The organism is Streptomyces cylindrosporus (assembly GCF_022698165.1).
Taxonomy (GTDB): domain Bacteria; phylum Actinomycetota; class Actinomycetes; order Streptomycetales; family Streptomycetaceae; genus Streptomyces; species Streptomyces cylindrosporus.
On the sequence record NZ_JALDAY010000010.1, the window covers coordinates 313117 to 339645 of the forward strand.

The window sequence follows — 26529 nt, forward strand, 5'->3', positions numbered from 1 at the left end:
CTCTCCCGTACATCGGAACCACCTCAGCTTCGGAGCGACCATCGTGACGCCTGAACCCCGATTCCCGACCGGCACCGACGCACCCACCACCGCCCCGCCCCCCGGCTGCCCCGCCCACGGCCTCGGCCCCGGCGGGCTGCGCCGGCTGTACGGGCCGGGGGCGGAGGATCTCGGGGCTGTGTACGAAGAACTCCGGGCCCAGCACGGCACGGTGGCACCGGCGCTGTTGCACGAGGATGTGCCGATCTGGGTGGTGCTCGGCCACAGCGAGAACATGCACATGGTGCGCACGCCCTCGCAGTACTGCCGTGACCCCCGGCTGTGGAGCGCGATGCATGACGGCACGATCAAGCCCGACCACCCGCTCCTGCCGCACTTCGCCTGGCAGCCCGTCTGCAGCCACGCCGAGGGCGACGAGCACCAGCGGCTGCGCGGCGCGGTCACCGGCGCCATGTCGACCATCGACCACCGGGGCATCCGCCGCCACATCAACCGCGCGACCCAGCACCTCGTCAACAAGTTCTGCGAGAGTGGCAGGGCCGAACTGGTCAGCCAGTTCGCCGAACACCTGCCGATGGTGGTGATGTGCCAGATCTTCGGCATGCCCGAGGAGTACAACGACCAGCTCGTGCATGCCACCCGCGACCTGCCCAAGGGCACCGAGACCGCCCTTGCCAGCAACGCGTACCTCATGGACGTCCTGATGCGGCTCACCGCCCGCCGCCGGGCCCAACCCGAGGACGACTTCACCAGCCACCTCATCAGGGACCCGGCAGGGCTCAACGACGACGAGGTCGGCCAGCACCTGCGCGTCGTCCTGATCGCCGCGTACGAGACCACCACCAACCTGCTCGCCAACGTACTGCGGGTGGTGCTCACCGACCCACGGTTCCGCGCCCAGCTCAACGGCGGCGAGATGACGGTGCCCCAGGCGGTCGAGCAGTCCCTGTGGGACGAGCCGCCGTTCAGCACCATCCTCCCCTACGTCGCCAAGCAGGACACCGAGCTGGGCGGCCAGGCCATCCGCAAGGGCGACGCTCTCCTCTTCGGCATCGCGCCGGGCAACGTCGACCCGCGCGTCCGCCCGGACCTCACGGCCAACATGAAAGGCAACCGCTCCCACCTTGCCTTCGGCGGCGGCCCCCACGAGTGTCCGGGCCAGGACATCGGCCGCGCCATCGCCGACGTCGGCGTCGACGCGCTGCTGACCCGCCTTCCCGACATCCAACTCGACTGCGAGGAGGACGAGTTGAGCTGGGTGTCGTCCATCTCGAACCGGCACCTGGTGGAATTGCCGGTGAGGTTCACCCCCAGACCCCAGCAGGACGTCATGACGCGGCCCGAGCATCCGGCGGCAGTGCCGCGTCCCAGCAACTGGCAGGTCACCGCACCACAGCTGCACAAGGCGGTTCCGGAACCCGTCACTCCGGCCCCCGCTCCGACGCCGACGCCCACGGTGACTGTGACGCCGGAGCCGGCCACCCGGCCGGGTGTTTTCCAGCGGCTCCTGCGCTGGTGGCGGGGCGACTGAGCCGACCGGCCATCGGCGCTACCCGGTCCACTCGTCGTACGACGACCAGGCCTGCAGCGCACGTGGGCTGACGAAACGGTGCTCGTGCCCCGTGACCGGATCGGTGAACTCCAGGCCCCGCGCCAGCAATTGGAGCGGACGCCGGAAGTCACCGGCCGGCACGGGGCCGGTCACCACCGGATAGAGGGGATCGCCGAGGATCGGGACCCCCAAGGCGCTCATGTGCACCCTGAGCTGGTGTGTCTGCCCGGTACGCGGCAGCAGACGGTACCGGGCACGCCCGTTCCGGTGCTCCAGCAGCTCGATGCTGCTGACGGCGTTGGGCTCGCCGTCGACCTCGCGGGCCGCCAGGATCCCGCGCTCCTTGACGATCCGGCTGCGCACGGTGCGTGGCAGGGCCAGTGAGGGGTCGTACGGGGCCACCGCCTCGTACTCCTTCGCCACTCGCCTGTCACGGAACAGCGCCTGGTAGGCGCCGCGCTCCTCGGGCCGCACGGTGAACAGCACCAGTCCGGCAGTCAGCCGGTCCAGCCGGTGCGCCGCGCCCAGCGCGGGGATGCCCAGTTGCCGCCGCAGCCGTGCCAGGGCCGTTTCGGCCACATGGCTGCCGCGCGGGGTGGTGGCCAGGAAATGCGGCTTGTCGGCGACCACCAGGTGCTCGTCCCGGTGGAGGACGTCGATCGTGAACGGCACGGGCTCCTCGTCGGGCAGCTCCCGGTGGAACCACAGGAACATCCCCGGCACGTATTCCATGTCCCGTGGCACAGGACGCCCGGCGGCGTCCACGATCCGTCCGGCGTCCAGCATCTCGTCGATCACCCCGGCCCCGGCCGCGAGCCGCGCCACGAGGTGATCCCGCACGGTCGCCCACGCGTCCCCGGCCGGCAACCGCACCCGTACCGGATCCACCCCTGCGCGCTGTGGCAGGGGAGAGGGCGGAGGGTGGCTGCGGCGTCTCATCACGATCAAGTTTACGAGGTGATCGCGATGCAGGTCCGCGGCGGCTGAAGGGTGCGCAAGTAGCGACGGGGCTCGGCGTTCGGCCGACAGCGACCAAGCATGGCACAGCCGGTGTCAAGCCCCGTCCTCTTCGCTGAACTTGCCCCTTCTTGCTCCCCCGTGTGCCTCCCGTGCGCCGTTTTTGGCGCGTAATGTTCGAGCATCTGCCTTTCGCGCACGGGTAGTTACTCGTGCGCGGTCGGTTGATGGCCGAGCCCGTCCGTCCTGGGCGCGAAGGAGCTGCGAATGACACTCGAGCTGACCTCAAACCCGGCGCACTCCGGCGGACTGCAGGTGGCCGCAGGAGCCGTGGAGTCCACCCTGGTGGTGCCGCCGCTGTGGTGTCCGATCGAGCCACGGGTCCACCCAGCGGTGGACCGGATCGAAGAGCGCATTCGCCCCTGGTTCGCCGGGTTCGGCTTGGACCGCCGCTCGCTGATGCGAGGGCGGGCCGCCCGGGCAGCCACCTGGACATGCGGGGTCGCACCCGACGGCGACGAGCACCGGCTGCAGTTGTTCGCCGACTGGGTCTGCTGGGCGTTCGTGTTCGACGACCACTTCACCGACTGCGGTCCCATGATGGCCGACCCCGCGGCGTACAACTCCATGGTGTGCCGGATGCTGGCTCACCTGGAGCATCCGGAGATGGCCCACCTGGACGGCAACCGGTTCAGCCTCGCGCTGCGGGATCTGTCCGTGCGGATGAGGGCGTCCGCGCCGGCGTCCTTGGTGGAGCGGTGGATCGCCGACCACTACAGGTGGTTGCTGGGCAGCGCGTGCTCGGTCAGCGACCGCTCCGCGGCCCGCACACGGAGTCTGGACGAGCACCTCATAGTGGGGGTCCTGGACCGCGCCGAGCACATCACGACTCTCATGATCCAATTCTGCGAGGGCACCGACCTTCCGCCTCGCGAGTCGGCCCGGCCTCACGTGCAGGCCATCACCGGAGCCGCCCAGGTGCTGCATGCCGGCTACAACGACGTGGCCTCCTACTGGCACGAGCGCCACCAGCACTCCCTGGAGTCGAACCTCGTCCACATCCTGCAGCGTGAGCATCGCTGTTCTCCCCAGGACGCGATGGCCGAGGCCGTCGCCGTGCTGGACGGCATCATGCTGCTCTTCGTGGAACTGCGCCAGCAACTCGCCCGCACCGCCGGCCCCGAGCTGCGCCGCTACCTCGATCAGCTCGCCCACAAGATCCGCGGCAACAGTGACTTCCAGCGCACCGCTCCCCGCTACACGACCGCCCTGGACATCGATTCCGCCACTGTGCATCAGGTTCCTGCCGCGCCCGGCGTCCCGTTGTACGAGTACGCCGACAAACCCTCCGTCGTCCGCCGCGACCCGCCCGCGAAAGCCATCTCTTGGTGGTGGGACCTGCTTGACCGCTGAGAGCGAGGCCCCGTGACCTGGGCGGCCATGACGAGCGAGACCGTCCTCGCTGCCGTCGCCGAGCACAGCCCCGACGCCGAATGACGCCGCACACAGCCTGCCGACCCCCGGTGCCGCAGACCGACAGCAGAGGGAAGAAGCCATGACATCCGCTCCAGTCCGCATACCGACAGTCGGCACTGCCCCCGGTGCTGTCCCCCTCCTCGGGCACGCCCTGACCTTGCTGCGTGACCCTCTGGGATTCCTCCGCTCGCTACCCGCCCACGGAGAACTGGTCGCGATCCGACTCGGCCTCCAGCGCGCCTACGTCCTGTGCACCCCGGAACTGACCCACCACGTCCTCACCGACGACCGCACCTTCGACAAGGGCGGCCCCATGGTCGACCGGACACGGGACGCCCTCGGCAACGGCCTGCCCACCTGCCCACGCTCACAGCACCGCGGCCAACGCCGCCTCATACAACCCGCCTTCACAGCCGCCCGCATCGCCGATTACGCGTCGATCATGGAACGCGAGGTGAGGGCCATCACCGACCGGTGGCAGACCGGCAAACCCATCGACGTCCTGGCCGACATGCAAGTCCTCACCGGCCGCATCCTGGTCGCCACCATGTTCGCCCGCATCTCCGACCGGCGGACCACTGAAATTCTCGACATCCTCAAGGCCATCCAGGACGGCTTCCTCCTGCGGATAGCCCTCCCCGCCTGGGCGCAAAACCTCCCTGTCCCTGCTTTACGCCGCTCCCAGCGCGCCCGAACGCGCCTGCGCGCACTCGTCGGCGACATCATCGACCACCGTCGCGCCACGCCTGACAGCCAGAGCCATCGCGACCTGCTGTCCACCTTCCTGGCCCCGTCCGACGACGCCACTGACGGCACATCCGGCCTGACCAAGGACGAAATCACCGATCAGTGCCTGAACTTCTTCTTCGCCGGCACCGAGACCACCGCCAGCCTCCTGGCCTGGTCCCTGCACCTCCTCGCCCAACACCCCGAGGTCGAACGGCAGCTCCACACCGAGACCGACCGGGTCCTCAGCGATCGCGCCGCATCGCTGAAGGACCTGCCGCGCCTCGAAGTCACCGGCCGGATCCTCACCGAGACCCTGCGTCTGTACCCCGCTGGTTGGCTCATCACCCGGACCGTCACCCGGGACACCGAACTCGCCGGGCAACCTCTGGCCGCAGGGACCCCTCTCGTCTACAGCCCCTACCTCATCCACCATCACTTCGGCCATTACCCCGACCCCGAGCAGTTCGCCCCGGACCGATGGAGGGACATCCCCGGCTCTCCCTCACGCCAACCCGCCTTCGTGCCGTTCGGTGGCGGCGCCCGCAAGTGCATCGGCGACCAGTACGGCATCACCGAAGCCACTCTCGCCCTGGCCACCATCACGGCCCGGTGGAAACTCCGCCCCGCGCCGGGCGTGCGCGTGCGAAGCAACGCGGGAATCAGTCTCGCTCCCCGAGGCCTCCGCATGATCGCAACGCCCCGCAGTACGGCCTCAGCGCTGGACCATGTGTCTTTAATCAAGGCGGACGTCGACAGACCGCTCAACTATTGAGTCGGTTCCGGAGCAGCCCTGGCAGGTTCCACGGCAGCCGGCACGTGCCGTGCACGTGCCCACTGGTACAGGGCCCCCAGCCCAACGGTGACGCCGAGGAACAGCACCGTGAACCACTGGAAGTACCAATGCCCGCCCGCCGGGTCGTACACCTCCGCCCTCGGCCACGCCAGGTTGACCGTCATCGCCAGGCCGTAGGCGAGCGCCAGGGCGTTGACCGGGATGCCCCAGCGGCCCAGGGAGAAGAGCTTCGCGCCCGTTTCGTCGGTGCCCTCCGATGTGAACTCGCCGCGCCAGCGGCGTGCCAGGAGCGGCCCCGTGACCATCGCGTACGCGAGGTACAGCATCACGATGCAGGTCGTGCCTATGGCCAGGAAGGCGTCCGGGGACGCGAAGTTGAGGAGGAGCAGGGCCGCTGCCAGGACGCCCACCACCAGGGCGGGGGCGCTGGGCATGCCCGTGCGCGGGTTGACTCGGGCCAGGCGTGCGGAGAACGGGAGTTGGGCGTCCCGGGCCATCGAGAAGAGCATGCGGCAGGCCGCCGTCTGGATGGCCAGGGTCGCCACCGCGATCGCGACCACGACGTCGGCCAGCAGCACCTTGCCGACCCCGTCGCCGAGGCTGCTCGTCAGGACGTAACTCAGGCCGTCGACGCCCAGATGGCCGTCGGTCAGGCTGGGCGCCGCGAGCAGGCCGCCGAGGATGATCAGGCCGCCCAGCAGGCCCGCGGCGCCGAGCGCGGTGAGGATGGTGCGGGGCGCGGTGCGGCGGGGGTGGTGCGTCTCCTCGCTCATCTCGCCCGCGCTGTCGAAGCCGATCATCACGTACGCCGCGGTGAACGAGCCGACCGCAAGTGCCCCGAACAGGCCCGTACTCGCCGCGCCCGTGGTGTGGAACGTGATGCCGGGGGAGCGCTCGGAGTGAGTCAGCAGCAGGACGATGATGAGGACCGCGCCGATGATCTCGGCGGTGACGCCGACCCGGTTGATCACCGACATCACGCGGTTGTCGAGGACGTTCACCAGCGTGGTGAGGACCAGCAGGATCACGCCGAGGACCGCCGCGTTCGCCGCGCCGTCCGATGACGTCACCGCCGGGTCCGTGCCCACCAGCTGGAAGCCCGACCAGATCGCCGGCAGCACCATCTGCAACGCCAGCGCCGCCGCCGCGACCACCACGATCTGGCCGATCACCATGATCCAGCCCGCGAACCAGCCGAAGGCGGGCGTCGAGAGCCGGGACGACCACTGGTAGATCGCGCCCGAGATCGGGTAGCGCGCCGCCAGTTCGGCGAAGCAGGCCGCCACCAGCAGCTGCCCGAGCAGCACCGCCGGCCAGGTCCAGAAGAATACGGGGCCGCCGAACGCGTACCCGAAGGCGAAGAACTGGAAGACCGTCGTCAGGACGGAGATGAAGGAGAAGCCCGCCGCGAACGAGGCATAGCGGCCCAGGCTGCGGTGCAGCTCCTGGCGGTAGCCGAACTCCGCGAGCGAGGCGTCGTCGGGGGAGTGTGGCGGATCGGGGCGTACGTCGGAGGGGCTGGTTGTCGTCACGGCGGCACCTGCCTTGGGCACGAATTCCTGTCGGGCGACAGAAATTAGGGACGCGGTGTTTCACCCGCGTCACGCCGCCATGTCCGCGACGGGCCCAAGTCCTCACGCCCTTGCGGTGGCCCACAGAACGCGATACATCGTGTGTATTGACGGTGGCGAGTGCTCGCGATATGTTCGGCTACGGATATTCGGTTACGAGGTCACGGAGGTGGTGGTCATGAAGCGCCGCAAGCTCAGCAATCCGCTCGCGCTCGCCGTGATGGTCACCCTCTGGCAGAAGCCGATGCATCCGTACGAGATCGCCCAGACCCTGCGCAGCCAGGGCAAGGACTCCAGTACGAAGATCAACTACGGCTCGCTCTACACGGTCGTGCAGAACCTGGAGAAGCACGGCTTCGTCGAGGTCACGGACGTGCAGCGGCAGGGAAACCGCCCTGAGCGGACGGTCTACGGGCTCACCGAGGCCGGGCGCGAGGAGTCGACCGAGTGGATGTCGGACCTGCTGGCCGTCCCGGCCAAGGAGTTCCCGATCTTCGAGAGCGCGCTGTCCTTCCTCGGGGTCATGCATCCCGACGAGGTGGTGCGGCTGCTGGAGCAGCGGCTGAAGGCCCTGGAGGTCGACGTGGCCAGCGGCCGTGGAGCGCTGGAGAAGCTCTACGAGTCCGTACCGCGGCTCTTCCTCGTGGAGATCGAGTACCAGCTGCACATGGTCGAGGCGCAGGCCGAGTGGGTCCGGGGCTTCGTTGAGGAGATCCGGAAGGGCTCACTGCCCGGCGTCGACGGGTGGCGCCGCTTCCACGAAACGGGGGAGCTGCCACCGGAGTTCACCTAGCGCGTCACAACGAAAGGACCCCGACCGGGCTGTTGCAGCAGCCCTGCCGGGGTCGCGAACCCCGAGCTGAATCCGCCGAAAGGCACATCCGGGCGATCGAGGTGCGGCACACCCAGGATAGCCCGGTGCTCTTCAAGCGGATCAGTGGATCAGCAATGGATCAGTGGATCAGCGGATCGGACGTATCGCCGTACATCCGCCCAACCATGGAGAGCAGTCGTCATGAGCAGTACCCGTGCGCCCGCCGTCGAGGCGCGACAGCTGATCAAGACCTACCGCGGTGACGTCACCGCCCTCAACGGCATGGACGTCACCGTCGAACCGGGCACCGTCTTCGGGCTCCTCGGCCCGAACGGCGCCGGCAAGTCCACCACCGTCAAGATCCTCACCACCCTCGCCCAGCCCGACTCGGGCACCGCCACCGTCGCCGGGCACGACGTGCTGCGCCACCCCGACCGGGTGCGCCGCGCGATCGGCGTGGTCGCCCAGAGCTCCGGCGCCGACCCGGTCGCCACGGGCCGCGAGAACCTCCAACTTCAAGGCAGGCTCTACGGGTTGAAGGGCGCCGCCCTCGACAGGCGGGTGGCCGAGCTGCTCGACCGCTTCAGCCTCGCCGAGGCCGCGGGGCGCCCGGTCAAGGGCTACTCCGGCGGTATGCGGCGCCGGCTCGACGTGGCCCTGGGACTGGTGCACCGACCCGAGGTGCTCTTCCTGGACGAGCCCACCACCGGGCTCGACCCCGAGGCCCGCACCGCGATGTGGGACGAGATCGACCGGCTCGCGGGGGAGGAGGGGCTGACCATCCTGCTCACCACGCACTATCTCGACGAGGCCGACCGGCTCGCCGAGCGCATCGCCATCGTCGACCGGGGGCGCGTGGTCGTGGAAGGCACCCCCGACTCCCTCAAGGGCGAACTGCGCGGTGACGCCGTTCACTTGGAGCTGCGGGAAGCCGTCGGCGAGGCCGGCCGCACTCTGCTCGACGGCGCCCTGAACGGGCTGCCCGGCATGCACGAGGTGCTGGTCGACGGACGCCGGATCAGCGTCCGGGCCGACGACGGGGCAGCCGCCGTACCCACGCTGCTCGGTGCTCTGGAGCGGGCCGGGGTCGGTGTCGCCGCCGCCACCGTCGCCCGGCCCTCGCTCGACGACGTCTACCTCCGCTACGCCGGCCGCCGTTACTCCGAGGCCGACGCCGAAGCCACCGAGAGCCTCGTCCTCGCCGGAGGTGCGCGATGAGCACGGCCGTCTCCCAGACCTGGTACATGACGCAGCGTCAACTCATGGTGTTCACACGGCAGCCCGCCTACGCGATCATCACCCTGATCCAGCCGGTGATCTGGCTGTTCCTGTTCGGCAACCTCTTCAAGAAGGTCGTCGAGCTGGGCGGCTTCGGGACCACGACGTATCTCGACTACCTCGTCCCGGGCGTGGTCGTGATGAGCGCGCTCAGCTCCAACATGTGGGCCGGCATGGGCACGTTGGAGGAGATCCAGCGCGGTACCCTCAACCGCTTCCTGACCACGCCGGTCAGCCGGGCCGCGCTGATGAACGGCAACGTCGTCAACAACGGGCTGATCACCGCGTTCCAGTCGGTCGTCATCGTGCTGCTGGCGCTGGCCGGCGGCGCCGACTACCCGGGCGGCGTCGGCGGCATCGCGATCCTGGTGCTCGCCGCCGTACTGCTCGGCACCGTCTTCGGGGCGCTGTCCAACGCGCTGGGCATGCTGGTCCAGGAGCGGGAGTCGATCATCGGCATCAACACCTTCCTGCTGCTGCCGCTGACCTTCCTGTCCTCCGCCTTCATGGCGCCGTCCCAGATGCCCTCCTGGATGCGGCACATCGCCGACTTCAACCCGCTCAACTGGGCGATGGTCGCGGGCCGTTCGGCAATCTCCGAGCACCCCGACTGGGGTGACGTGCTCAGCCGCGGCGGGGCGCTGCTGGCGCTCGCGGTGGCGGCGGTGTGGCTGTCGATCCGGACGTTCCGGTCGTACCAGCGTTCGGTGTGAGTACGGCGAAGGGGCGGCACCCGCGAAACGGGTGCCGCCCCTTCGTGCGTCTCACGCGGCCGGCGCCGCGCCCTCCTGCTCCGCCTCGATCCGGGCGTTCCACTCCCGCTTGGAGGCCTGCCAGCCGTCCTCGTTGTGGCCGAGCCGCCAGTAGCCGGAGATCGACAGGTCCTCGCGGGGGATCTGCAGGTCGACCCGGAGCAGCTGGCGCAGCTCCTTCACGAAGTGCGCCTCGCCGTGCACGAACGCGTGCACCCGGCCCGCCGGGAACTCCAGCGCCCGTACCGCCTCCACCAGCAGCTCGCCGACCGGCCGGTCGCCGCGGTGCAGCCAGACGACCTCCACGTCGGAGTCGATCTTCTGCTCCTCCTCGGGGCCCGACACCTCCACGAAGGCGTGCGCCGTGACGCCTTCGGGCAGCGCCTCCAGGGAGCGGGCGATCGCGGGCAGCGCGCTCTCGTCGCCGGCGAGCAGATGCCAGTCGGCCTCCGGGCTGGGCGCGTAGGCGCCGCCGGGGCCCATGAAGCGCACGGTCTCGCCCGGCTGGACGCGCATCGCCCAGGGGCCTGCCAGCCCCTCGTCGCCGTGGATGACGAAGTCCAGGGTCAGTTCGTGCGATGCGGGATCGAAGGCCCGCACGGTGTACGTGCGGGTCACCGGCCACTGCTCGCGCGGGAGTTCCTCGCGGATCCGCTCCATGTCGAAGGGCTCCGGATAGGTCACGCCGGGGGCCGGAGGGAACAGCAGCTTGACGTAGTGGTCGGTGCAGGTGTCGGCCGGGAAGCCGGCCAGAGCCTCGCCGCCGAGGACCACGCGCTGCATGTGCGGGGTCAGCCGTTCTGTGCGGACGACCTGCGCGGAATGGGGCTTCCGCGGCCTCCGAGCCGGACGTTCTGCCATGACGGCCTCCCATGCTTCCTTGCTAAGGCTTACCTAAGTTAGCACCTCTCCCCCTGGCAACACCCTAATGAGAGCCCTGTTTCTGAAAACGGGAACAATGTTTACGTATGGAGTGTGGTCAGCAGCCGGTGCAGCGACCCGCCCAGCCCCCACCGTGTCGCCAGTTCGTCCAACGCCGCCGGGTCGCGCGGGGTGCGCGGCAGTGCCGTGTCGACGTCCGGAAGGGGGACGTCGTCGGCGACCTTGACCACCTTCGGCGCCACGGCGACGTACGGCCGCGACTCGTCGAGCCGCTTGCGCTGCGAGGGCGTCAGCTTCGCCTTCGGGTCCTCGACCGCGGCCATGATCCCGGCCAGGTCCCCGAACTCGGCCAGCAGCTTCGCCGCCGTCTTCTCGCCGATGCCCGGGACGCCCGGCAGCCCGTCGCTCGGGTCGCCGCGCAGCAGCGCCAGATCCGCGTACCCCCTGCCGTCGACCCCATACTTCTCGCGCAGCCACGCCTCGTCGGTCAGCTGCAGGGTGCCGACGCCCTTGAGCGGGTACAGCACCCGGACGCCCCGTGCGTCGTCCACGAGTTGGTACAGGTCGCGGTCGCCGGTGACGATGTCGACCGGGATCTTCGCGTGCGCCGTGAACGTGCCGATCACGTCGTCCGCCTCGTACGGCTCGACGCCCACGCGCGCGATGCCCAGCGCGTCCAGGACCGCCTCGATCACCGGCACCTGCGGCGAGAGCGTGTCCGGCACCTCCTCCTCGTCCGGGCCCGTCGCGTGCTCCTCGGCGACGCGGTGTGCCTTGTAGGAGGGGATCAGGTCGACCCGCCACTGCGGGCGCCAGTCGGCGTCCATGCAGGCGACCAGATCGCTCGGCCGGTGGTCCCTGACCAGCCGGTCGATGAATTCCAGCAGCCCGCGCACGGCGTTCACCGGCGTGCCGTCCGGGGCCTTCACGGACTCCGGGACGCCGAAGTAGGCGCGGAAGTAGAGCGAGGCGGTGTCGAGGAGCATCAGTCGTCCGGTCACGCTCGCATCATGCCGTACGGCACTGACAGTCACCCGCCGGCGAGCAGCCACCGCCACCGCGGTACCTCGGTGACCAGGGTCGACGCCACCAGCAACGACACGAGCACGGCCGCCCAGGCCGGCATGACGATCCATGCGGAGACGACGGCCGCGACCAACTGCAGCAGCACGAGCAGGATCGTGGCCCACCCCGGAACCGCGACGAGCACGTTCGCCTTGTCGCCCGGGGTGGAGAAGACGGTCGGCAGACCGATCAGCACCAGCACCGACAGCATCGCGAGCGGCCAGGAGTGCGACCACAGCGCCCACGGAGTGGCGACCCATGCCACCAGTTCCGTCGCGAAGCGCAGCGCCGACGCACGCCGGTCGTCAGGTCTCTCCACGGTCGCCCCCGTCACGCCCACACCGATGTGAAGTACCGGCGGTGATCCTACGCACTGGTTGTGAACTGAACCACTCACGTGTTTGACCTGGTCGGGCGGGGGCAGGCGCGGCCCCGTTCCCCACCCCCAGGAGACGAGAGGCACGCGTGTCAGCGAGACTTGAGGCCGAACAGCTCTACAAGGTCTTCGGCAGGCGACCGGAGGCCGCCGTCGAGCGGCTCCGGCAGGGCGCCGACCGGGAGGAGCTGCGCGCCGACGGCACCACCGCCGCCGTGATCGACGCCTCCTTCACCGTCGAGCCGGGCGAGATCTTCGTCGTCATGGGCCTGTCCGGCTCCGGCAAGTCCACGCTGCTGCGCATGCTCAACGGCCTGCTGGAGCCGACCGCCGGACAGGTGCGCTTCGACGGCCAGGACCTGACCGGGCTCGGCGCCCGCGACCTGCGCGCGGTGCGCGCCCGGAAGATCAGCATGGTCTTCCAGCACTTCGCGCTCTTCCCGCACCGCAGCGTGCTGGAGAACGCCGCCTACGGCCTGGCCGTGCAGGGCGTGCCCCGCGCCGAGCGCGAGCGGCGCGCCGGCGAGGCGCTGGCCCTGTGCGGACTGGCCGGGTGGGAGAAGTCCTGGCCCGACGAGCTGTCCGGCGGCATGCAGCAGCGCGTCGGCCTCGCCCGCGCGCTCGCCACGGACGCCGACCTGCTGCTGATGGACGAGTCCTTCAGCGCCCTGGACCCGCTGATCCGCCGCGACATGCAGGACCAGCTGCTCCAGCTCCAGCAGACCCTGAAGAAGACGATCGTCTTCATCACCCACGACCTCAACGAGGCCATGCGCCTGGGCGACCGCATCGCCGTCATGCGCGACGGCCGCATCGTCCAGAACGGCACCGCCGAGGACATCCTCGTCCGGCCCGCCGACGACTACGTCGCCTCCTTCACCAAGGACGTCGACCGCTCCCGCGTGCTGACCGCGTCCGCCGTCATGGACACGGACGTCCGCGGCGACGAGGCCGACTGCGGCTGCACGAGCGGCTGCGAGACCGCCACCCCCGACACCCCGTTCACCGAACTCTGTGCGATCAGCGCCCGGTTGAGCCACCCGGTGGCCGTCCTCGACGACAGCCGCGAACTCGTCGGCGTGGTCACCGGGCAGCGCCTGGTCGGCTTCCTCGGCGACGAGAGGGCGGTGACCCGTGCCTAGGATCCCGCTCGGCGACTGGGTCAACGACACGGTCGACTGGCTGCTCGGCCACGCGTCCTGGCTCTTCGACTTCCTCAAGACCGTCTTCACGGGCACGTACGACGGGATCGAGACCGTCCTCCAGGCGCCCGAACCCCTCCTGCTCGCGGGCATCTTCGCCGTGCTCGCCTTCTGGCTGCGCGGCACCCTCGCCGGTGTCCTCACCTTCGCGGGCTTCGCCTTCATCGACTCCCTCGAACTGTGGGACGACGCGATGGTCACCCTGTCGCTCGTCCTGGTCGCCACGATCATCGCGCTGGTGATCTCCGTGCCGGTCGGCATCTGGGCCGCCCGCTCCGACCGGGTCAGCGGCCTGGTCCGCCCGGTCCTGGACTTCATGCAGACGCTGCCCGCGATGATCTACCTCATCCCGGCGATCCTGTTCTTCGGCACCGGCGCCTCCGCGGGCATCGTCGCCACCCTGATCTTCGCGCTCGCCCCCGGCGTCCGCATGACCGAGCTGGGCATCCGCCAGGTCGACAGGGAACTGGTCGAGGCCGCCGAGGCGTTCGGCACGACACCCCGGGACACCCTCCTGCGCGTCCAGCTGCCGCTCGCCCTGCCGACCGTCATGGCCGGCGTCAACCAGGTGATCATGCTGGGTCTGTCCATGGCCGCGATCGCCGGCATGGTCGGTACCGGCGGCCTCGGCGGCGACGTCAACGAGGCCATCGGCCAGCTGAACGTCGGCCTCGGCTCCGAGGCGGGCGTCGCCATCGTCATCCTCGCGATCTACCTCGACCGCATGACGAGCGCACTGGGCACCCAGGTCTCCCCGCTCGGCCGCCGGGCCGCCGCCAAGGCCCGCGCCGCGCAGGGGCTGAGGATCTGGTCGTACCGTCCGAGCCCGCAGATCGCCGTGGTGGGCGTCGTGGTCCTCGCCCTCGTGGCGGGCGGCATGGGCGTCTTCGGCGGCAGCGGCGGCGGCACCGCCCCCGTCGCCGACGCCGAGAACGTCGGCCAGGGCAAGAAGGTCACCATCGGATACGTCCCCTGGGACGACGGCGTCGCCTCCACCTTCCTGTGGAAGGAGATCCTGGAGGAGCGCGGCTACCAGGTGGACGCCAAGCAGTTCGACGCGGGCCCGCTCTACACCTCCGTCGCCTCGGGCAACGCCGACTTCATGACGGGCGCCTGGCTGCCGACGACCCACGAGCAGTACTGGAAGAAGTACGGCGACCGGCTGGACGACCTCGGCGCCTGGTACGGCAGGACCTCTCTGGAGCTGACCGTCCCCTCGTACATGAAGGACGTCGACTCGCTCTCCGACCTCAAGGGCAAGGCCTCGGAGTTCGGCGGGAAGATCACCGGCATCGAGTCCAGCGCCGGTGAGATGGCCCTGCTCAAGAGCAAGGTCCTCAAGGCGTACGGCCTCGACAAGGAGTACCAGGTCGTCGACAGCTCCACGCCGGCGATGCTGGCCGAGCTGAAGCGGGCGTACAGCCAGAAGAAGCCGATCGTCGTCACGCTCTGGTCGCCGCACTGGGCGTACAACGACTACGACCTCAAGAAGCTCAAGGACCCGAAGGGCGCCTGGGGTTCGGGCGACGGCATCCACACGGTGGCCCGCAAGGGCTTCGCGGACGAGAACCCGGCCGTGGGGCGCTGGCTGAAGAACTTCAAGCTGGACGAGAAGCAGCTCACCGGCCTGGAAGCCGAGATCAACAAGGCGGGCAAGGGCAAGCAGCAGGACGCCGTGCGGGCCTGGCTGAAGAAGAACCCGGGACTGGTCGACAAGCTCGCCCCGGTGCGGGGCGCCGGGACCGCTGCCGAGGCGAAGCGGCCGGTGAACGTCGCCTGGTTCCCCTGGGACGAGGACATCGCCGTCACCTACCTCTGGAAGAACGTCCTGGAGCGGCGCGGCTACAGGCTGAACCTGAAGCAGATGGACGTCGGCCCCGTCTACACCGGCCTCGCCTCCGGCGACCTGGACGTCAACTTCGACGCCTGGCTGCCGTATGCCCAGAAGAACTACTGGGACAACAGCAAGGACAGACTGAAGGACCTCGGTACCTGGTACCGACCGACCTCGCTGGAGGTCGCGGTGCCCTCGTACGTCAAGGGAGTGAAGTCGTACGAGGACCTCAAGGGGAAGGCGAGCACCTTCGGCGGGAAGATCATCGGGATCGAGCCCGGCACCGGTGAGATGAACCTGCTCAAGAACAAGGTGCTGCCCGGCTACGGCCTGGACAAGGAGTACAAGGTCGTCGACGGCTCCACGCCGGCGATGCTGGCCGAGCTCAAGCGCGCCTACGCCAAGAAGCAGCCGGTCGCGGTCGTGCTCTGGTCGCCGCACTGGGCCTACAGCCAGTACGACCTCACCAAGCTGAAGGACGACAGGAAGCTCTTCGGCGAGGGCAACACGATCCGGACCATCGCGAACGAGAAGTTCCCCGAGCAGTACCCCCAGCTCACCAAGTGGATCAAGGGCTTCCGTATGAGCGAGGGTGAGCTCGGCAGCCTGGAGGCCGAGATCAACAAGTACGGGCAGGGGCACGAGGAGCAGGCGGTCGCCGCCTGGCTCAAGGCGCACCCCGACATGGTGGGCCGGATGACCCCGTGACCCCCTCGGGTACGGTAAGGATTCGGCCAACCACATAGCGCTACGCCAATACCCGAGCTTCGGCGCCCTGCCGGCCGGAAGATCCGGCCGTTCCCCCGACGCGCCACGCAGACCTTCCCGTCGCGCCGGGCGCCCCGGACATCACCGGGGCGCACGGCGCGACGGTCGCATCGCCCGGCCATCGCCGCGCCGGCCGCCAACTCGCCCCCGGACCACGGGACTTCGCGCCCCGGAAGGCAAGGCCTGATCACAGGCCTGATCGCGCCGGCCGGGCTTGGGTAAATGCCGGGAACACATGCGGCCGCGCACGCCTTGAAACCAGGAGGGACCCGGCCGCGCCGACCGGGGACCGGACACCTCGGGGGTCGGCGGACGTACGCCTACGATCCCCGCCGTACCGGCCGACCGGTCGGCGATCCGCACCCCGGAGGCAGCCGCGCCCGCGCCGGTCCGGGCCCGCCGCTCCCCGCAACGACCCGGGCGGGCGCCCGGCACGGCTGGTCAGCGTCTTCGCCCCGAAGGAGGGTTCCGGGCCCCGGCGAGGCCCGGGAACTGGTCTACTGGCGAGAGTTGGCGAATTGACCGCACGCAGTGTTTACGGGTGTGTGACGGGCACGTGAAACGGTTTGCCGAACCTGCGTAAGGTGCAGAGAACTCATCAGAAGTACTCATACGAAATGTTCGGGCCGACGAGCGAAGGAAGGAGCCGGAGCCATGGGCGACCACAAAGACGACCACAAGGACCAGCCCCTGCGCGTGGGCGCGGCCGTGCGGCGACGCCGCCGGGCCCTGGAACTCACCCTCGCCGTCGTGGCCGAGCGCAGCGGCCTGTCGGTGCCCTTCCTGAGCCAGGTCGAGAACGACAGGGCCCGGCCCAGCCGCACCTCCCTGGAGAAGGTCGCCGACGCCCTGCGGACCACCGCGGTGGAACTGCTCGCGGCGGCCGACCCGGCGTGCAGCGTGGACGTGGTGCGCGTGGAGGCGGGCGAGTTCGCGGGTGAGCCGCGGGTGCGATCCCTGGTGCGCGGTCATCACCAGATGCACGCCTCGGAGTTCATCGGCGACCATGACGCGGGCCGCGAATTCCAGTACCGCAACGACCAGTTGATGTACGTCGCCGACGGCGCGGTGGAGATCGAGGCGGAGGGCCGCGCGTACCGGCTCGGCCGCGGCGACACGCTGTACCTGACCGGCGGGGTGCGGCACCGGTGGCGGGCGACCGTGCCGGACACGCGGCTGCTCGTCGTCGCGGTGGCGGAGCACATCGAGGCGGTCCGGGACCGGTCCCGGTAGTGCCGCCGCGCGTCGTCTCGCTCGTCCCGTCGCTGACGGAGGCCATCGCGCTGTCCGTGCCGGGCGCCCTGGTCGGCGCCACGGACTGGTGCAGCCATCCCGCGGACCTCGACGTCACACGGGTCGGCGGCACCAAGAACCCCAAGCCGGAGCAGATCCTCGCGCTCGCGCCGGACCTGGTGATCGCCAACGAGGAGGAGAACCGCGAACCCGACCTCGCGGCCCTGCGCGCGGCGGGCGTCGAGGTCCTGGTGACGGAGGTGCGGGACGTCCCGCAGGCCTTCCGCGAACTGGCGCGGGTGCTCACGGCATGCGGAGCGGGCACCCGCCCGCGCTGGCTGGACGAGGCCGAGAAGACCTGGTCGGAGCTGCGCCCACCGGACCGCCGTACGACCGCGGTCGTCCCGATCTGGCGCCGGCCCTGGATGGTCCTGGGCCGCGACACCTTCGCGGGCGACGTCCTGTCCCGCCTGGGCGTGGACCACGCCTACGCGAACCACCCCGAGCGCTACCCCCGCGTCCCGCTCGACGAGCTGCGGGCGACGGCCCCGGACGTCGTGGTCCTGCCCGACGAGCCGTACGCCTTCACGGCCGAGGACGGCCCGGAGGCGTTCCCGGGGCTGCCCTGCGCGCTTGTGAGCGGACGTCATCTCACCTGGTACGGGCCGTCGTTGGCCGAGGCGCCAGGGGCGCTGGGCGAGGCATTGCGAGCAGCTCTCCGCTGACCAGCCCGCGCGTCGTGTGCACGGCCGCGGTGCCCCAGGCGGCGACGAGGACGACGTACAGCCCGACGGCGAGCCAGTCGTACACGACGAGCCCGGTGTGCCGGGCCAGCGCCTCCGCGCCCGTGACACAGGTGCCGACGGGGAAGGTGAACGCCCACCAGGTCATGGCGAACCCCATGCCGTTCCGGCGGGCCCGCACCACGTGGGCGCCGGCGAGGGCGAGCCACAGCATCGCGAACCCCAGAACCGGCACGCCGTACAGCACGGCGAAGACGCCGAAGCCCTCGCTGTAGGGGGCGGGCACGACGCCGGGGGCGAAGTCCGCGAACTTGCCGACGGCGGTGGTGGACTGCCCGAGTGGCCCGAGGACGAGGAACAGGGTCGGGGTGAGCGCGAGCGGCAGCGGCCCGCCGGTGATCAGCCGCCCGAAGACCAGCGGCAGCATCAGCAGGGTCGCGAGCAGACTGACCCCGAACATCGCGAAGCAGGCGAGGAGCAGCGTCTCCCGCGGCTGCCCCGACGGCAGATACGGCACCAGCAGCGGCCCGAGCGCCGCGGACACCATCGGCGCGACGAGAGGCAGCAGCCACACCGGAGTCGCCTGCGCCGCTTCCACCTCGTGTCGTACGGCCATGAGGTACGGGACGGCGACGGCGGCCGTGAGTCCGATGACCGTCCCGGCGCCGAACAGCACGGCGTCGAGGGACAGGGCGGCGTCGCGGCCGATCCAGTCCCGGCCGACGGTGAGGGCACCGCCGCCGACGGCCAGCAGGGCCATGGACAGGCAGCCGTAGAAGGGCGCCATGGCCGGGTCGAGGAGGTGGGCGCGGGCCTGGTCGCGGTGGTGGGTCCAGTGCACGGCGCGGGCGGCGAGCAGTGCGACGAGCAGACCGAGGGAGAGCGCCCAGACGGCGGCGAGGAGAACGCGGGGGACGGGCACGGGGAGCGCGACGCCCGCGGTGGCGACGATCGCGGTACCCATGACGGAGGCGTACCAGTTGGGTCCGAGGTGACGGACCGAAACGGCGCGCGGAAGGGGCTGGACTGTGGTGACCATGCTTTCACCGTCTCGCCGCCCGTCGCTCCCGACCAGGGAGTCTCCCTCTATGAGGACATAAGCTGGAGTTATGAGCAACGAGGAGGAGCGGGCGACGCCACCCGGCTCGCTGTCGCACCGGGTGCCCGATCTCGGCGCGCTGGAGCTGCTGCTGGCGGTGGCGCGGCTGGGGAGTCTGGGCGGGGCGGCGCGGGAGGTGGGGATCACTCAGCCGGCGGCGAGCAGCCGGATCCGGTCGATGGAACGGCAGCTGGGCGTGGCGCTGGTGGACCGTTCACCGCGGGGCTCGCGGCTGACGGACGCGGGTGCGCTGGTGACGGACTGGGCGCGGCGGATCGTGGAGGCGGCGGAGGCCTTCGACGCGGGGGCGCAGGCGTTGCGGGACCGGCGGGACTCGCGGCTGCGGGTGGCGGCGAGCATGACGATCGCCGAGTATCTGCTGCCGGGCTGGCTGCTGGCGCTGCGGGCGGGACGGCCGGACACGGCGGTGTCGCTGCTCGCGGGGAACTCGGCGGCGGTGGCGGAACGGCTGCTGGCGGGTGAGGCGGACCTCGGCTTCGTCGAGGGGGTCAGCGTCCCGCCGGGCCTGGACTCGGCGGTCATCGCCCACGACCGGCTGATCGTGGTGACGGCCCCCGGCCACGCGTGGGCCCGCCGACGCCGCCCGCTGGAGGCGTCGGAGCTCGCGGCGACCCCGCTGATCCTCCGCGAGAAGGGCTCGGGAACCCGCCAGGTCCTGGACGCGGCCCTGGGCGGCCTGGCCCGCCCCCTGATCGAACTCTCCTCGACGACAGCGGTGAAGGCGGCGGCGGTGAGCGGCGCGGGACCGGCAGTGCTGAGCGAACTGGCGGTGGGGGAGGAACTGGCGATGCGGCGGCTGGTGCGGGTCCCGGTGGAAGGGGTCGCGCTGGCACGAGACTTGCGAGCGGTGTGGCCGACGGGGCACCGGCCGGTGGGGCCGGCGCGGGAGCTTCTGTCGTTGACGCGGGGCAAATCCGGCCCTTCCGGCGCTTGAAAACCCTTGGCGTGCCACCACCGACTGCCCGCACCATGAACCGCATGACCACGCCCGCCCCGCCCGCCGCAGGCGTCCGTACCCCTTGGGAAGCCCTCCCGGACCACGTGCGCACCGCCGTCGCGGACGTGCTCGGCGGCAGCCCGGTCGTCCAGGCCGTCACCCAACCCGGCGGCTTCTCCCCAGGCGTCGCCGCCCGCATCCGGACCGCCGACGGCCGCCGTGCCTTCGTCAAGGCGGTCAGCGCGGACACCAACCCCGACAGCCCCGCCCTGCACCGCACCGAGGCCCGCAACACCGCCGCCCTCCCGCCGCACGTCCCCGCTCCCCGCCTCCTCGGCACCTACGACGACGGCACCTGGGTGGCCCTGGTCCTTCAGGAGGTGGTCGGCCGTCAGCCTCATGTCCCTTGGCGGCAGCCGGAGTTGCGGCGCGTGCTCGACGCGGTTGCGGAGCTCGGCCGTGCCCTCACCCCCTCCCCGGCAGCCGCCCCGCCCGTGGGCGAAGCCCTCGCCGACGCCTTCGCCGGCTGGCGACGCCTGTGCGCTCAGCCGGAGCACGAGCTGCGGGGCCGCCTCGACGCCCGCACCCTCGCCCAGCTGCCCCGGCTCGCCGGCCTGGCCGCGGGCTGGGCCGACGCCGCGTCCGGCGACACCCTCGCCCACGCCGACCTGCGCGCCGACAACATGCTGCTCACCGCCGACGACCGTGTCGTCTTCGTCGACTGGCCGCACGCCGTGCGCGCCGCGCCGTGGTTCGACCTGCTGGTCATGCTGCCGTGCGTGCGGGCACAGGGCGGGCCGGACCCGGAGGAGGTGTTCACGGCGCATCCGCTGGGCCGGGACGCGGACCCGGACGCGGTCACCGCGACCTTGGCCGGGCTGGCCGGGTTCTTCATGGAGAGCGCCCTGCAACCGCCCCCGCCGGGCCTCCCCACCCTGCGGCCCTTCCAGCGGGCCCAGGGCGAGGCGGCACTGGCGTGGCTCAGGACCCGGTCGAAGACGCCGTAGCGGCCTGCACCAGCGCCCGCATGACCCGGTCGTCCTCGCCCATCTCCGGGTGCCACTGGACGCCGAGTGCCCAGCCCTCGGCCGACGGGAGTTCCACGGCCTCCACCGTGCCGTCCTCCGCGTAAGCCGACGGGATCAGGCCGGTGCCCAGGCGGTCCAGGGACTGGTGGTGGTACGTCGGTACGGACGTCTCCTCGGGGACGATCGACGCGTACCGCGTCCCCGGTACCGGCTTGACCGGGTGGCTGCCGAAGACGCCCACCACCTCCGCGTGCCCCTCGATGTGCTGGACGAGCGTGCCGCCCAGGGCGACGTTGAGGAGCTGCATGCCGCGGCAGATGCCGAGGAGGGGGGTGCCCGCGGACAGGGCCGCGTCGATCAGGGCCAGCTCCCAGGCGTCCCGGGCGCGGGCCGGCGGGCCGGTGCGGGGGTGTGGCTCGGCGCCGTAGTGGACCGGCTCCACGTCCGGGCCGCCCGCGATGACCAGCGCGTCGAGGCGGGCCACCGTCGCCGCCGCCAGCTCCGGCGCGTCCGGTGGCAGCATCGCGGCGAGGCCCCCGGCCCGCTGCACCAGCCGCGGATAGCCGGCCGGCAGCAGCGCCGCCTCCAGCTCCCACACGCCCCAGCGCGCCCCGGCCTCCAGATACGTACTGACACCGATCAGCGGCCTGCCGCTCATGCGTCCTCCCCGCAATGGATTGCCCTCATACCTTTGCCGAGGAAGCGGCCGAAGGGCAAGAGCACCCGGCGCTCACGCCGCGGCATCGCCGCCATGACCGCGCTCACGCCGGAAACCTTCGTCGCGGCATTGCCGCCATGGCCGCGCTCATGCCGGGAATCTTCGTCGCGGCATCGCCGCCATGGCCGCGCTCTCCCCGCGGACCTTCGTCGAGGCGCCGCCGCCATACCTGCGGTCACGCCAGGCCCCCCCCCCGCGACAGCAGCGTCGTCCCCGCGCCACGCCAAGGCCCCCACGGCATCGCCGCCTTCCCTGCGCTCACGCCAGGCCCCCCGCGGCAGCAGCGCCGTCCCCGCGCTCACGCCAGGCCCCCCGCGGCAGCAGCGCCGCCCCCGCGCTCACGCCAAGAACCCCCGCAGCAGTGCCGCCGTCCCCGCGCAGTGCTCCCGCATCATCTCCCGTGCCCCGTCCGCGTCCCCGTCGAGGACCGCCTCCACCAGGGCGATGTGCTGCCGCTGGGAGTGTTCGAGGTTGCGTACGAGGAGTGGGATGCAGTCGAGCAGGTCGTTCACCGACGCCCGTACCGCCGCGTACTGCGCGGTCAGCGTCGGTGAGCCGCACAGTTCGGCCAGCGTCAGGTGCAGCAGCGTGTCCAGGCGGCGGTAGTCGGCCAGGGGCGCGTCGTGCGTGCGGGCGAGGGCCTCGCGCAGGCGGTCCGTCTGCTCCGCCGTCAGCCCGTGCGCCGCGCACAGGCCCGCCGCCCCGACCTCCAGCACCTCCCGGAAGCGCAGCACGTCCTCGATGTCGACCTCGGCGATCCGCCGCCGCAGCTCGTCCTCGCCGCCCGCGTCCGTGCGCGGCAGCACGAAGGTGCCGCCGTAGCGCCCGCGCCGCGACTCCACCAGCCCCTGGTCCTGCAGCACCTTGAGCACCTCGCGCAGCGTCACCCGGCTGATCCCCAGCCGCTCCGCCAGCTCCCGCTCGGCCGGCAGCCGCTCGCCCCCCGGCACCAGACCCAGCCGTACCACCTGCAGGATCTGCTCCAGCGCCTCCTCGAAGCCGTTCCCCGCCCGCACCGGCCGCAGCACCGGCGTCAACCGGTCCTCAAGGCTGCCGTCAGGATCCAGCGACATCCGGCCGTACCCCCTTCCCAAGCAATGGTTCTCGGCAATACCTTATGGCTTCCGGCCCGGTCGAAAAAGCGCAGCAGCCGAAGGAGCCCTCCCGTGGCAGACCGCACACCCCCGCTGAGCGTCGAGGAGCTGCACGCCCTCGTCGCGAGCGGTGAGATCGACACTGTCGTCCTGGCCTTCCCGGACATGCAAGGGCGTCTCCAGGGCAAGCGGTTCGCCGCCCGCTTCTTCCTCGACGAGGTGCTGCACCACGGCACGGAGGGCTGCAACTACCTGCTCGCCGTCGACACCGAGATGAACACCGTCGACGGGTATGCCATGTCCTCCTGGGACCGCGGCTACGGCGACTTCGCCATGCATCCGGACCTGTCCACCCTGCGCCGCGTCCCCTGGAACGCCGGTACGGCCATGCTCATCGCCGACCTCGGCTGGAACGACGGCTCGCCCGTGGTCGCCGCCCCCCGCCAGATCCTCCGCCGCCAGCTGGACCGCCTCGCCGAGCACGGCTTCACCGCCAAGGTCGGCACGGAGCTGGAGTTCATCGTCTTCAAGGACACCTACGAGCAGGCCTGGGACGCCAACTACAGAGGGCTCACCCCGGCGAACCAGTACAACATCGACTACTCGGTGCTGGGGACCGGCCGCATCGAGCCCCTGCTCCGCCGGATCCGCAACGAAATGGCGGGCGCCGGCCTGACCGTCGAGTCCGCGAAGGGCGAGTGCAACCCCGGCCAGCACGAGATCGCGTTCAAGTACGACGACGCCCTGGTCACCTGCGACCAGCACGCCATCTACAAGACCGGCACCAAGGAGATCGCCGCCCAGGAAGGCGTGTCGATCACCTTCATGGCCAAGTACAACGAGCGTGAGGGCAACTCCTGCCACATCCACCTCTCGCTCGCCGACGCGGCCGGCAACAACGTCATGCCCGGCGACGGCGAGGGCGGCATGTCCGACGTCATGCGGCACTTCCTGGCCGGGCAGCTGGCGGCACTGCGCGACTTCTCGCTCCTCTACGCCCCCAACATCAACTCCTACAAGCGGTTCCAGCAGGGCTCGTTCGCCCCGACCGCGGTCGCCTGGGGGTACGACAACCGGACCTGCGCCCTGCGCGTCGTCGGTCACGGCCGCTCGATGCGGTTCGAGAACCGGCTGCCCGGCGGTGACGTCAATCCCCATCTCGCCGTCGCCGGACTGGTCGCGGCCGGGCTGCACGGCATCGAGCAGAAGCTGGAGTTGCCCGAGGCCTGCGCGGGGAACGCGTACACGGCCGAGTACGAGCACGTCCCGACCACCCTGCGCGAGGCCGCCGAGCTCTGGGAGAACAGCCCGATCGCCAAGGCCGCCTTCGGCGACGAGGTCGTCGCGCACTACCGCAACATGGCCCGCGTCGAGCTGGAGGCCTTCGACGCCGCGGTCACCGACTGGGAGCTGCGCCGCTCCTTCGAACGCATGTGAGAGGTCATTCCTTGTCGTACGAGCATGAGCTCCAGGTCCTCAACCCGGCCACGGAAGAGGTCATCGCGACCGTACCCGCCGCCACGGCCGCCGACGTGGACGCCGCCGTCGCCCGGGCGGCCGGGGCACAGTCCACGTGGGCCGCGCTCCCGCCCGCCGACCGGGCCCGGCTGCTGCGCTGGTTCGCGGTCGCCGTCGACGAACACCTCGAGGAACTCGCCCGGTTGGAGGTCCGGGAGGCCGGGCACACCGTCGGCAACGCCCGCTGGGAGGCCGGCAACGTCCGAGACCTGCTCGACTACGCGGCCGGCGGCGTTGAACGCCTGACGGGCCGCCAGATCCCGGTGGCCGGCGGCCTGGACGTCACCATCCTGGAACCGCTCGGCGTGGTCGGCGTCATCGCGCCCTGGAACTTCCCCATGCCGATCGCCGCCTGGGGCACCGCGCCCGCGCTGGCCGCCGGCAACGCCGTACTCCTCAAGCCCGCCGAGACCACCCCGCTGACCGCGCTGCGCCTGGCCGAACTCGCCCTGGAGGCAGGGCTTCCCGAGGGCCTCTTCCAGGTGCTCCCCGGCCACGGCCCCGTCGCCGGCGACGCGCTCGTCGAGCACCCGGGAGTCGCGAAGATCGTCTTCACCGGGTCAACGGCAGTGGGCAAACAGGTGTTGGCCAAGGGGTCGGCGCTCCTCAAGCGCGTCACCCTCGAACTCGGCGGCAAGAGCCCCAACATCGTCTTCGCCGACGCCGACCTCAAGGCCGCCGTCGACCCCTTCTCCTTCCTCGACAACTCCGGCCAGGACTGCTGCGCCCGCACCCGGATCCTGGTCCAGGAGTCGGTGTACGACGAGGTGTCCGCGCTCCTCGCCGACGCGCTCGCGGCCGTGGTCGTGGGCGACCCGGCCGACGAGAAGACGCAGATGGGCCCGCTCATCTCGCGCCGGCAGCTGGACCGGGTGCGCGGGTACGTCCCCGAGGACGCCCCCGCCCTGCGCGGCAGCGCGCCCGAGGGCCCCGGCTTCTGGTTCCCGCCCACCGTCCTCACCGGCGAGCGGCCCGACTCCGCCGCCGCCCGCGAGGAGATCTTCGGGCCGGTCGCCGTCCTGCTCCCCTTCACCGACGAACAGGACGCGGTCCGCCTCGCCAACGAGACGCCGTACGGCCTCTCCGGCTCCATCTGGACCCGGGACGTCGGCCGCGCGCTGCGCGTCTCGGGGGGCGTCCGGGCCGGCAACCTGTCCGTCAACTCGCACTCCAGCGTCCGCTACTCGACCCCCTTCGGCGGCTTCAAGCAGTCCGGCGTCGGCCGCGAGCTGGGCCCGGACGCCCTTTCCGCCTTCACCGAAACCAAGAACGTCTTCATCAGCACGGAGGCCTGACCGCTCATGACAGAAGAAACCATCTGCCGCCGCCTGGTGGGCCGTACGGCCGTCGTCACCGGAGCCGGCAGCGGCATCGGCCTCGCCACCGCGCGTCGACTCGCCTCCGAGGGCGCGCACGTCGTCTGCGGCGACGTCGACGAGCCCCGCGGCAAGGCGGCCGCCGACGAGATCGGCGGGATCTTCGTGAAGGTCGACGTCACCGACCCCGAGCAGGTCGAGGCGCTCTTCAGGACTGCCTTCGACACCTACGGCAGCGTCGACATCGCCTTCAACAACGCGGGCATCTCGCCGCCCGACGACGACTCCATCCTGGAGACCGGCCTGGAGGCCTGGAAGCGCGTCCAGGAGGTCAACCTCACCTCCGTCTACCTGTGCTGCAAGGCCGCCATCCCCTACATGCAGCGCCAGGGCAAGGGCTCCATCATCAACACCGCCTCCTTCGTGGCGAGGATGGGCGCGGCGACCAGCCAGATCTCGTACACCGCCTCCAAGGGCGGCGTCCTCGCCATGTCCCGCGAACTCGGCGTGCAGTTCGCCCGCGAGGGCATCCGCGTGAACGCCCTCTGCCCCGGCCCGGTCAACACCCCGCTCCTGCAGGAGCTGTTCGCCAAGGACCCCGAGCGCGCCGCCCGCCGGCTCGTCCACATCCCGGTCGGCCGGTTCGCCGAGGCCGAGGAGATCGCCGCCGCCGTCGCGTTCCTGGCGAGCGACGACTCCTCCTTCGTCAACGCCACCGACTTCCTGGTGGACGGCGGAATCGCGGGCGCGTACGTCACGCCCTTGTAGGGACG

The 26529-nt window shown here is 70.9% G+C and carries 23 protein-coding genes; 15 read left to right on the forward strand and 8 right to left on the reverse strand.

The genetic code is table 11. The features are described 5' to 3' along the window. Positions 1-43 precede the first annotated feature (43 nt). Positions 44-1531 carry a cytochrome P450 gene (locus MQP27_RS32245; protein WP_242770674.1) on the forward strand — a complete coding sequence of 496 codons (1488 nt, stop codon included), beginning with the start codon at positions 44-46 and terminating at the stop codon, positions 1529-1531. A gap of 18 nt (positions 1532-1549) precedes the next feature. Here MQP27_RS32245 and MQP27_RS32250 read toward each other — a convergent pair whose 3' ends face one another. Continuing rightward, complete coding sequence (locus tag MQP27_RS32250; RefSeq protein WP_242770676.1) at positions 1550-2491, reverse strand: RluA family pseudouridine synthase; 942 nt, start codon at positions 2489-2491, stop codon at positions 1550-1552. A 285-nt stretch (positions 2492-2776) separates the two neighbouring features. Between MQP27_RS32250 and MQP27_RS32255 the strand changes: the two genes are divergently transcribed. Continuing rightward, a complete protein-coding gene (locus MQP27_RS32255) occupies positions 2777-3922 on the forward strand; it encodes a terpene synthase family protein (protein ID WP_242770678.1) in 1146 nt (381 codons plus the stop codon). A 142-nt stretch (positions 3923-4064) separates the two neighbouring features. Then, the gene (locus tag MQP27_RS32260; RefSeq protein WP_278196789.1) at positions 4065-5486 is read left to right on the forward strand and encodes a cytochrome P450; all 1422 of its coding nucleotides are present in this window, start codon (positions 4065-4067) and stop codon (positions 5484-5486) included. Here the strand turns inward: MQP27_RS32260 and MQP27_RS32265 are convergent. Continuing rightward, entirely contained in the window at positions 5480-7039 is a 1560-nt protein-coding gene (locus MQP27_RS32265) for an amino acid permease (RefSeq protein ID WP_242770682.1), read from the reverse strand. The genes MQP27_RS32260 and MQP27_RS32265 overlap by 7 nt on opposite strands. 217 nt (positions 7040-7256) lie before the next feature. On the opposite strand from MQP27_RS32265, the gene MQP27_RS32270 reads away from it, so the two are divergent. From MQP27_RS32270 to MQP27_RS32280, 3 genes are all read left to right on the forward strand, one after another. Beyond that, positions 7257-7871 (forward strand): PadR family transcriptional regulator, encoded by a 615-nt coding sequence (locus tag MQP27_RS32270; RefSeq protein WP_242770684.1) that lies wholly within the window; start codon positions 7257-7259, stop codon positions 7869-7871. A gap of 222 nt (positions 7872-8093) precedes the next feature. Next, on the forward strand, positions 8094-9110 hold the full coding sequence (locus MQP27_RS32275; protein WP_242770686.1) for an ATP-binding cassette domain-containing protein: 1017 nt from the start codon (positions 8094-8096) through the stop codon (positions 9108-9110). Next, positions 9107-9883, forward strand: coding sequence for an ABC transporter permease (locus MQP27_RS32280; RefSeq protein ID WP_242770700.1), 777 nt, complete (start codon positions 9107-9109; stop codon positions 9881-9883). Before MQP27_RS32275 ends, MQP27_RS32280 begins: the two co-directional genes overlap by 4 nt. A gap of 51 nt (positions 9884-9934) precedes the next feature. Here the strand turns inward: MQP27_RS32280 and MQP27_RS32285 are convergent, their stop codons facing one another. From MQP27_RS32285 to MQP27_RS32295, 3 genes are all read right to left on the reverse strand, one after another. Further along, positions 9935-10783: a siderophore-interacting protein gene (locus MQP27_RS32285; RefSeq protein ID WP_242770702.1), complete on the reverse strand. Its 849-nt coding sequence runs from the start codon at positions 10781-10783 to the stop codon at positions 9935-9937. 101 nt (positions 10784-10884) lie between these two features. Next, positions 10885-11805 (reverse strand): 5'-3' exonuclease, encoded by a 921-nt coding sequence (locus MQP27_RS32290; RefSeq protein ID WP_242770704.1) that lies wholly within the window; start codon positions 11803-11805, stop codon positions 10885-10887. 29 nt (positions 11806-11834) lie between these two features. Continuing rightward, on the reverse strand, positions 11835-12188 hold the full coding sequence (locus MQP27_RS32295) for a hypothetical protein (RefSeq protein WP_242770706.1): 354 nt from the start codon (positions 12186-12188) through the stop codon (positions 11835-11837). A 146-nt stretch (positions 12189-12334) separates the two neighbouring features. Between MQP27_RS32295 and MQP27_RS32300 the strand changes: the two genes are divergently transcribed. From MQP27_RS32300 to MQP27_RS32315, 4 genes are all read left to right on the forward strand, one after another. Further along, positions 12335-13387, forward strand: a complete 1053-nt coding sequence (locus tag MQP27_RS32300; protein ID WP_242770708.1) for a quaternary amine ABC transporter ATP-binding protein — start codon at positions 12335-12337, stop codon at positions 13385-13387. Further along, positions 13380-15989, forward strand: a complete 2610-nt coding sequence (locus tag MQP27_RS32305; protein WP_242770710.1) for an ABC transporter permease/substrate binding protein — start codon at positions 13380-13382, stop codon at positions 15987-15989. The genes MQP27_RS32300 and MQP27_RS32305 overlap by 8 nt, the downstream gene beginning before the upstream one ends. A gap of 714 nt (positions 15990-16703) precedes the next feature. Next, on the forward strand, positions 16704-17282 hold the full coding sequence (locus MQP27_RS32310; protein ID WP_242770712.1) for a helix-turn-helix domain-containing protein: 579 nt from the start codon (positions 16704-16706) through the stop codon (positions 17280-17282). Continuing rightward, positions 17282-18007, forward strand: coding sequence for a helical backbone metal receptor (locus tag MQP27_RS32315; protein WP_242770714.1), 726 nt, complete (start codon positions 17282-17284; stop codon positions 18005-18007). The genes MQP27_RS32310 and MQP27_RS32315 overlap by 1 nt, the downstream gene beginning before the upstream one ends. Here MQP27_RS32315 and MQP27_RS32320 read toward each other — a convergent pair. Next, entirely contained in the window at positions 17934-19064 is a 1131-nt protein-coding gene (locus tag MQP27_RS32320) for a TDT family transporter (protein ID WP_242770716.1), read from the reverse strand. The two genes, MQP27_RS32315 and MQP27_RS32320, sit on opposite strands and share 74 nt — an antisense overlap. Positions 19065-19134: 70 nt before the next feature. Here MQP27_RS32320 and MQP27_RS32325 point away from each other — a divergent pair, with 70 nt between their 5' ends. Together MQP27_RS32325 and MQP27_RS32330 are read left to right on the forward strand one after the other, a co-directional pair. Then, complete coding sequence (locus tag MQP27_RS32325) at positions 19135-20079, forward strand: LysR family transcriptional regulator (protein WP_242770719.1); 945 nt, start codon at positions 19135-19137, stop codon at positions 20077-20079. A 44-nt stretch (positions 20080-20123) separates the two neighbouring features. Next, the gene (locus tag MQP27_RS32330) at positions 20124-21089 is read left to right on the forward strand and encodes an aminoglycoside phosphotransferase family protein (protein WP_242770721.1); all 966 of its coding nucleotides are present in this window, start codon (positions 20124-20126) and stop codon (positions 21087-21089) included. Here MQP27_RS32330 and MQP27_RS32335 read toward each other — a convergent pair. Together MQP27_RS32335 and MQP27_RS32340 are read right to left on the reverse strand one after the other, a co-directional pair. Then, positions 21064-21768, reverse strand: coding sequence for a gamma-glutamyl-gamma-aminobutyrate hydrolase family protein (locus tag MQP27_RS32335; RefSeq protein WP_242770723.1), 705 nt, complete (start codon positions 21766-21768; stop codon positions 21064-21066). The genes MQP27_RS32330 and MQP27_RS32335 overlap by 26 nt on opposite strands. Positions 21769-22166: 398 nt before the next feature. Further along, positions 22167-22901 (reverse strand): FadR/GntR family transcriptional regulator, encoded by a 735-nt coding sequence (locus tag MQP27_RS32340; protein ID WP_242770725.1) that lies wholly within the window; start codon positions 22899-22901, stop codon positions 22167-22169. Positions 22902-22994: 93 nt separating this feature from the next. On the opposite strand from MQP27_RS32340, the gene MQP27_RS32345 reads away from it, so the two are divergent. From MQP27_RS32345 to MQP27_RS32355, 3 genes are read left to right on the forward strand one after another with little or no spacing between them, the layout of a single operon-like run. Beyond that, positions 22995-24359, forward strand: a complete 1365-nt coding sequence (locus MQP27_RS32345) for a glutamine synthetase family protein (protein WP_242770727.1) — start codon at positions 22995-22997, stop codon at positions 24357-24359. A gap of 11 nt (positions 24360-24370) precedes the next feature. Beyond that, a complete protein-coding gene (locus MQP27_RS32350; RefSeq protein ID WP_242770729.1) occupies positions 24371-25735 on the forward strand; it encodes an aldehyde dehydrogenase family protein in 1365 nt (454 codons plus the stop codon). 6 nt (positions 25736-25741) lie between these two features. Then, positions 25742-26524, forward strand: a complete 783-nt coding sequence (locus tag MQP27_RS32355) for a 3-oxoacyl-ACP reductase (protein WP_242770731.1) — start codon at positions 25742-25744, stop codon at positions 26522-26524. The last annotated feature ends 5 nt before the right edge of the window (positions 26525-26529 follow it).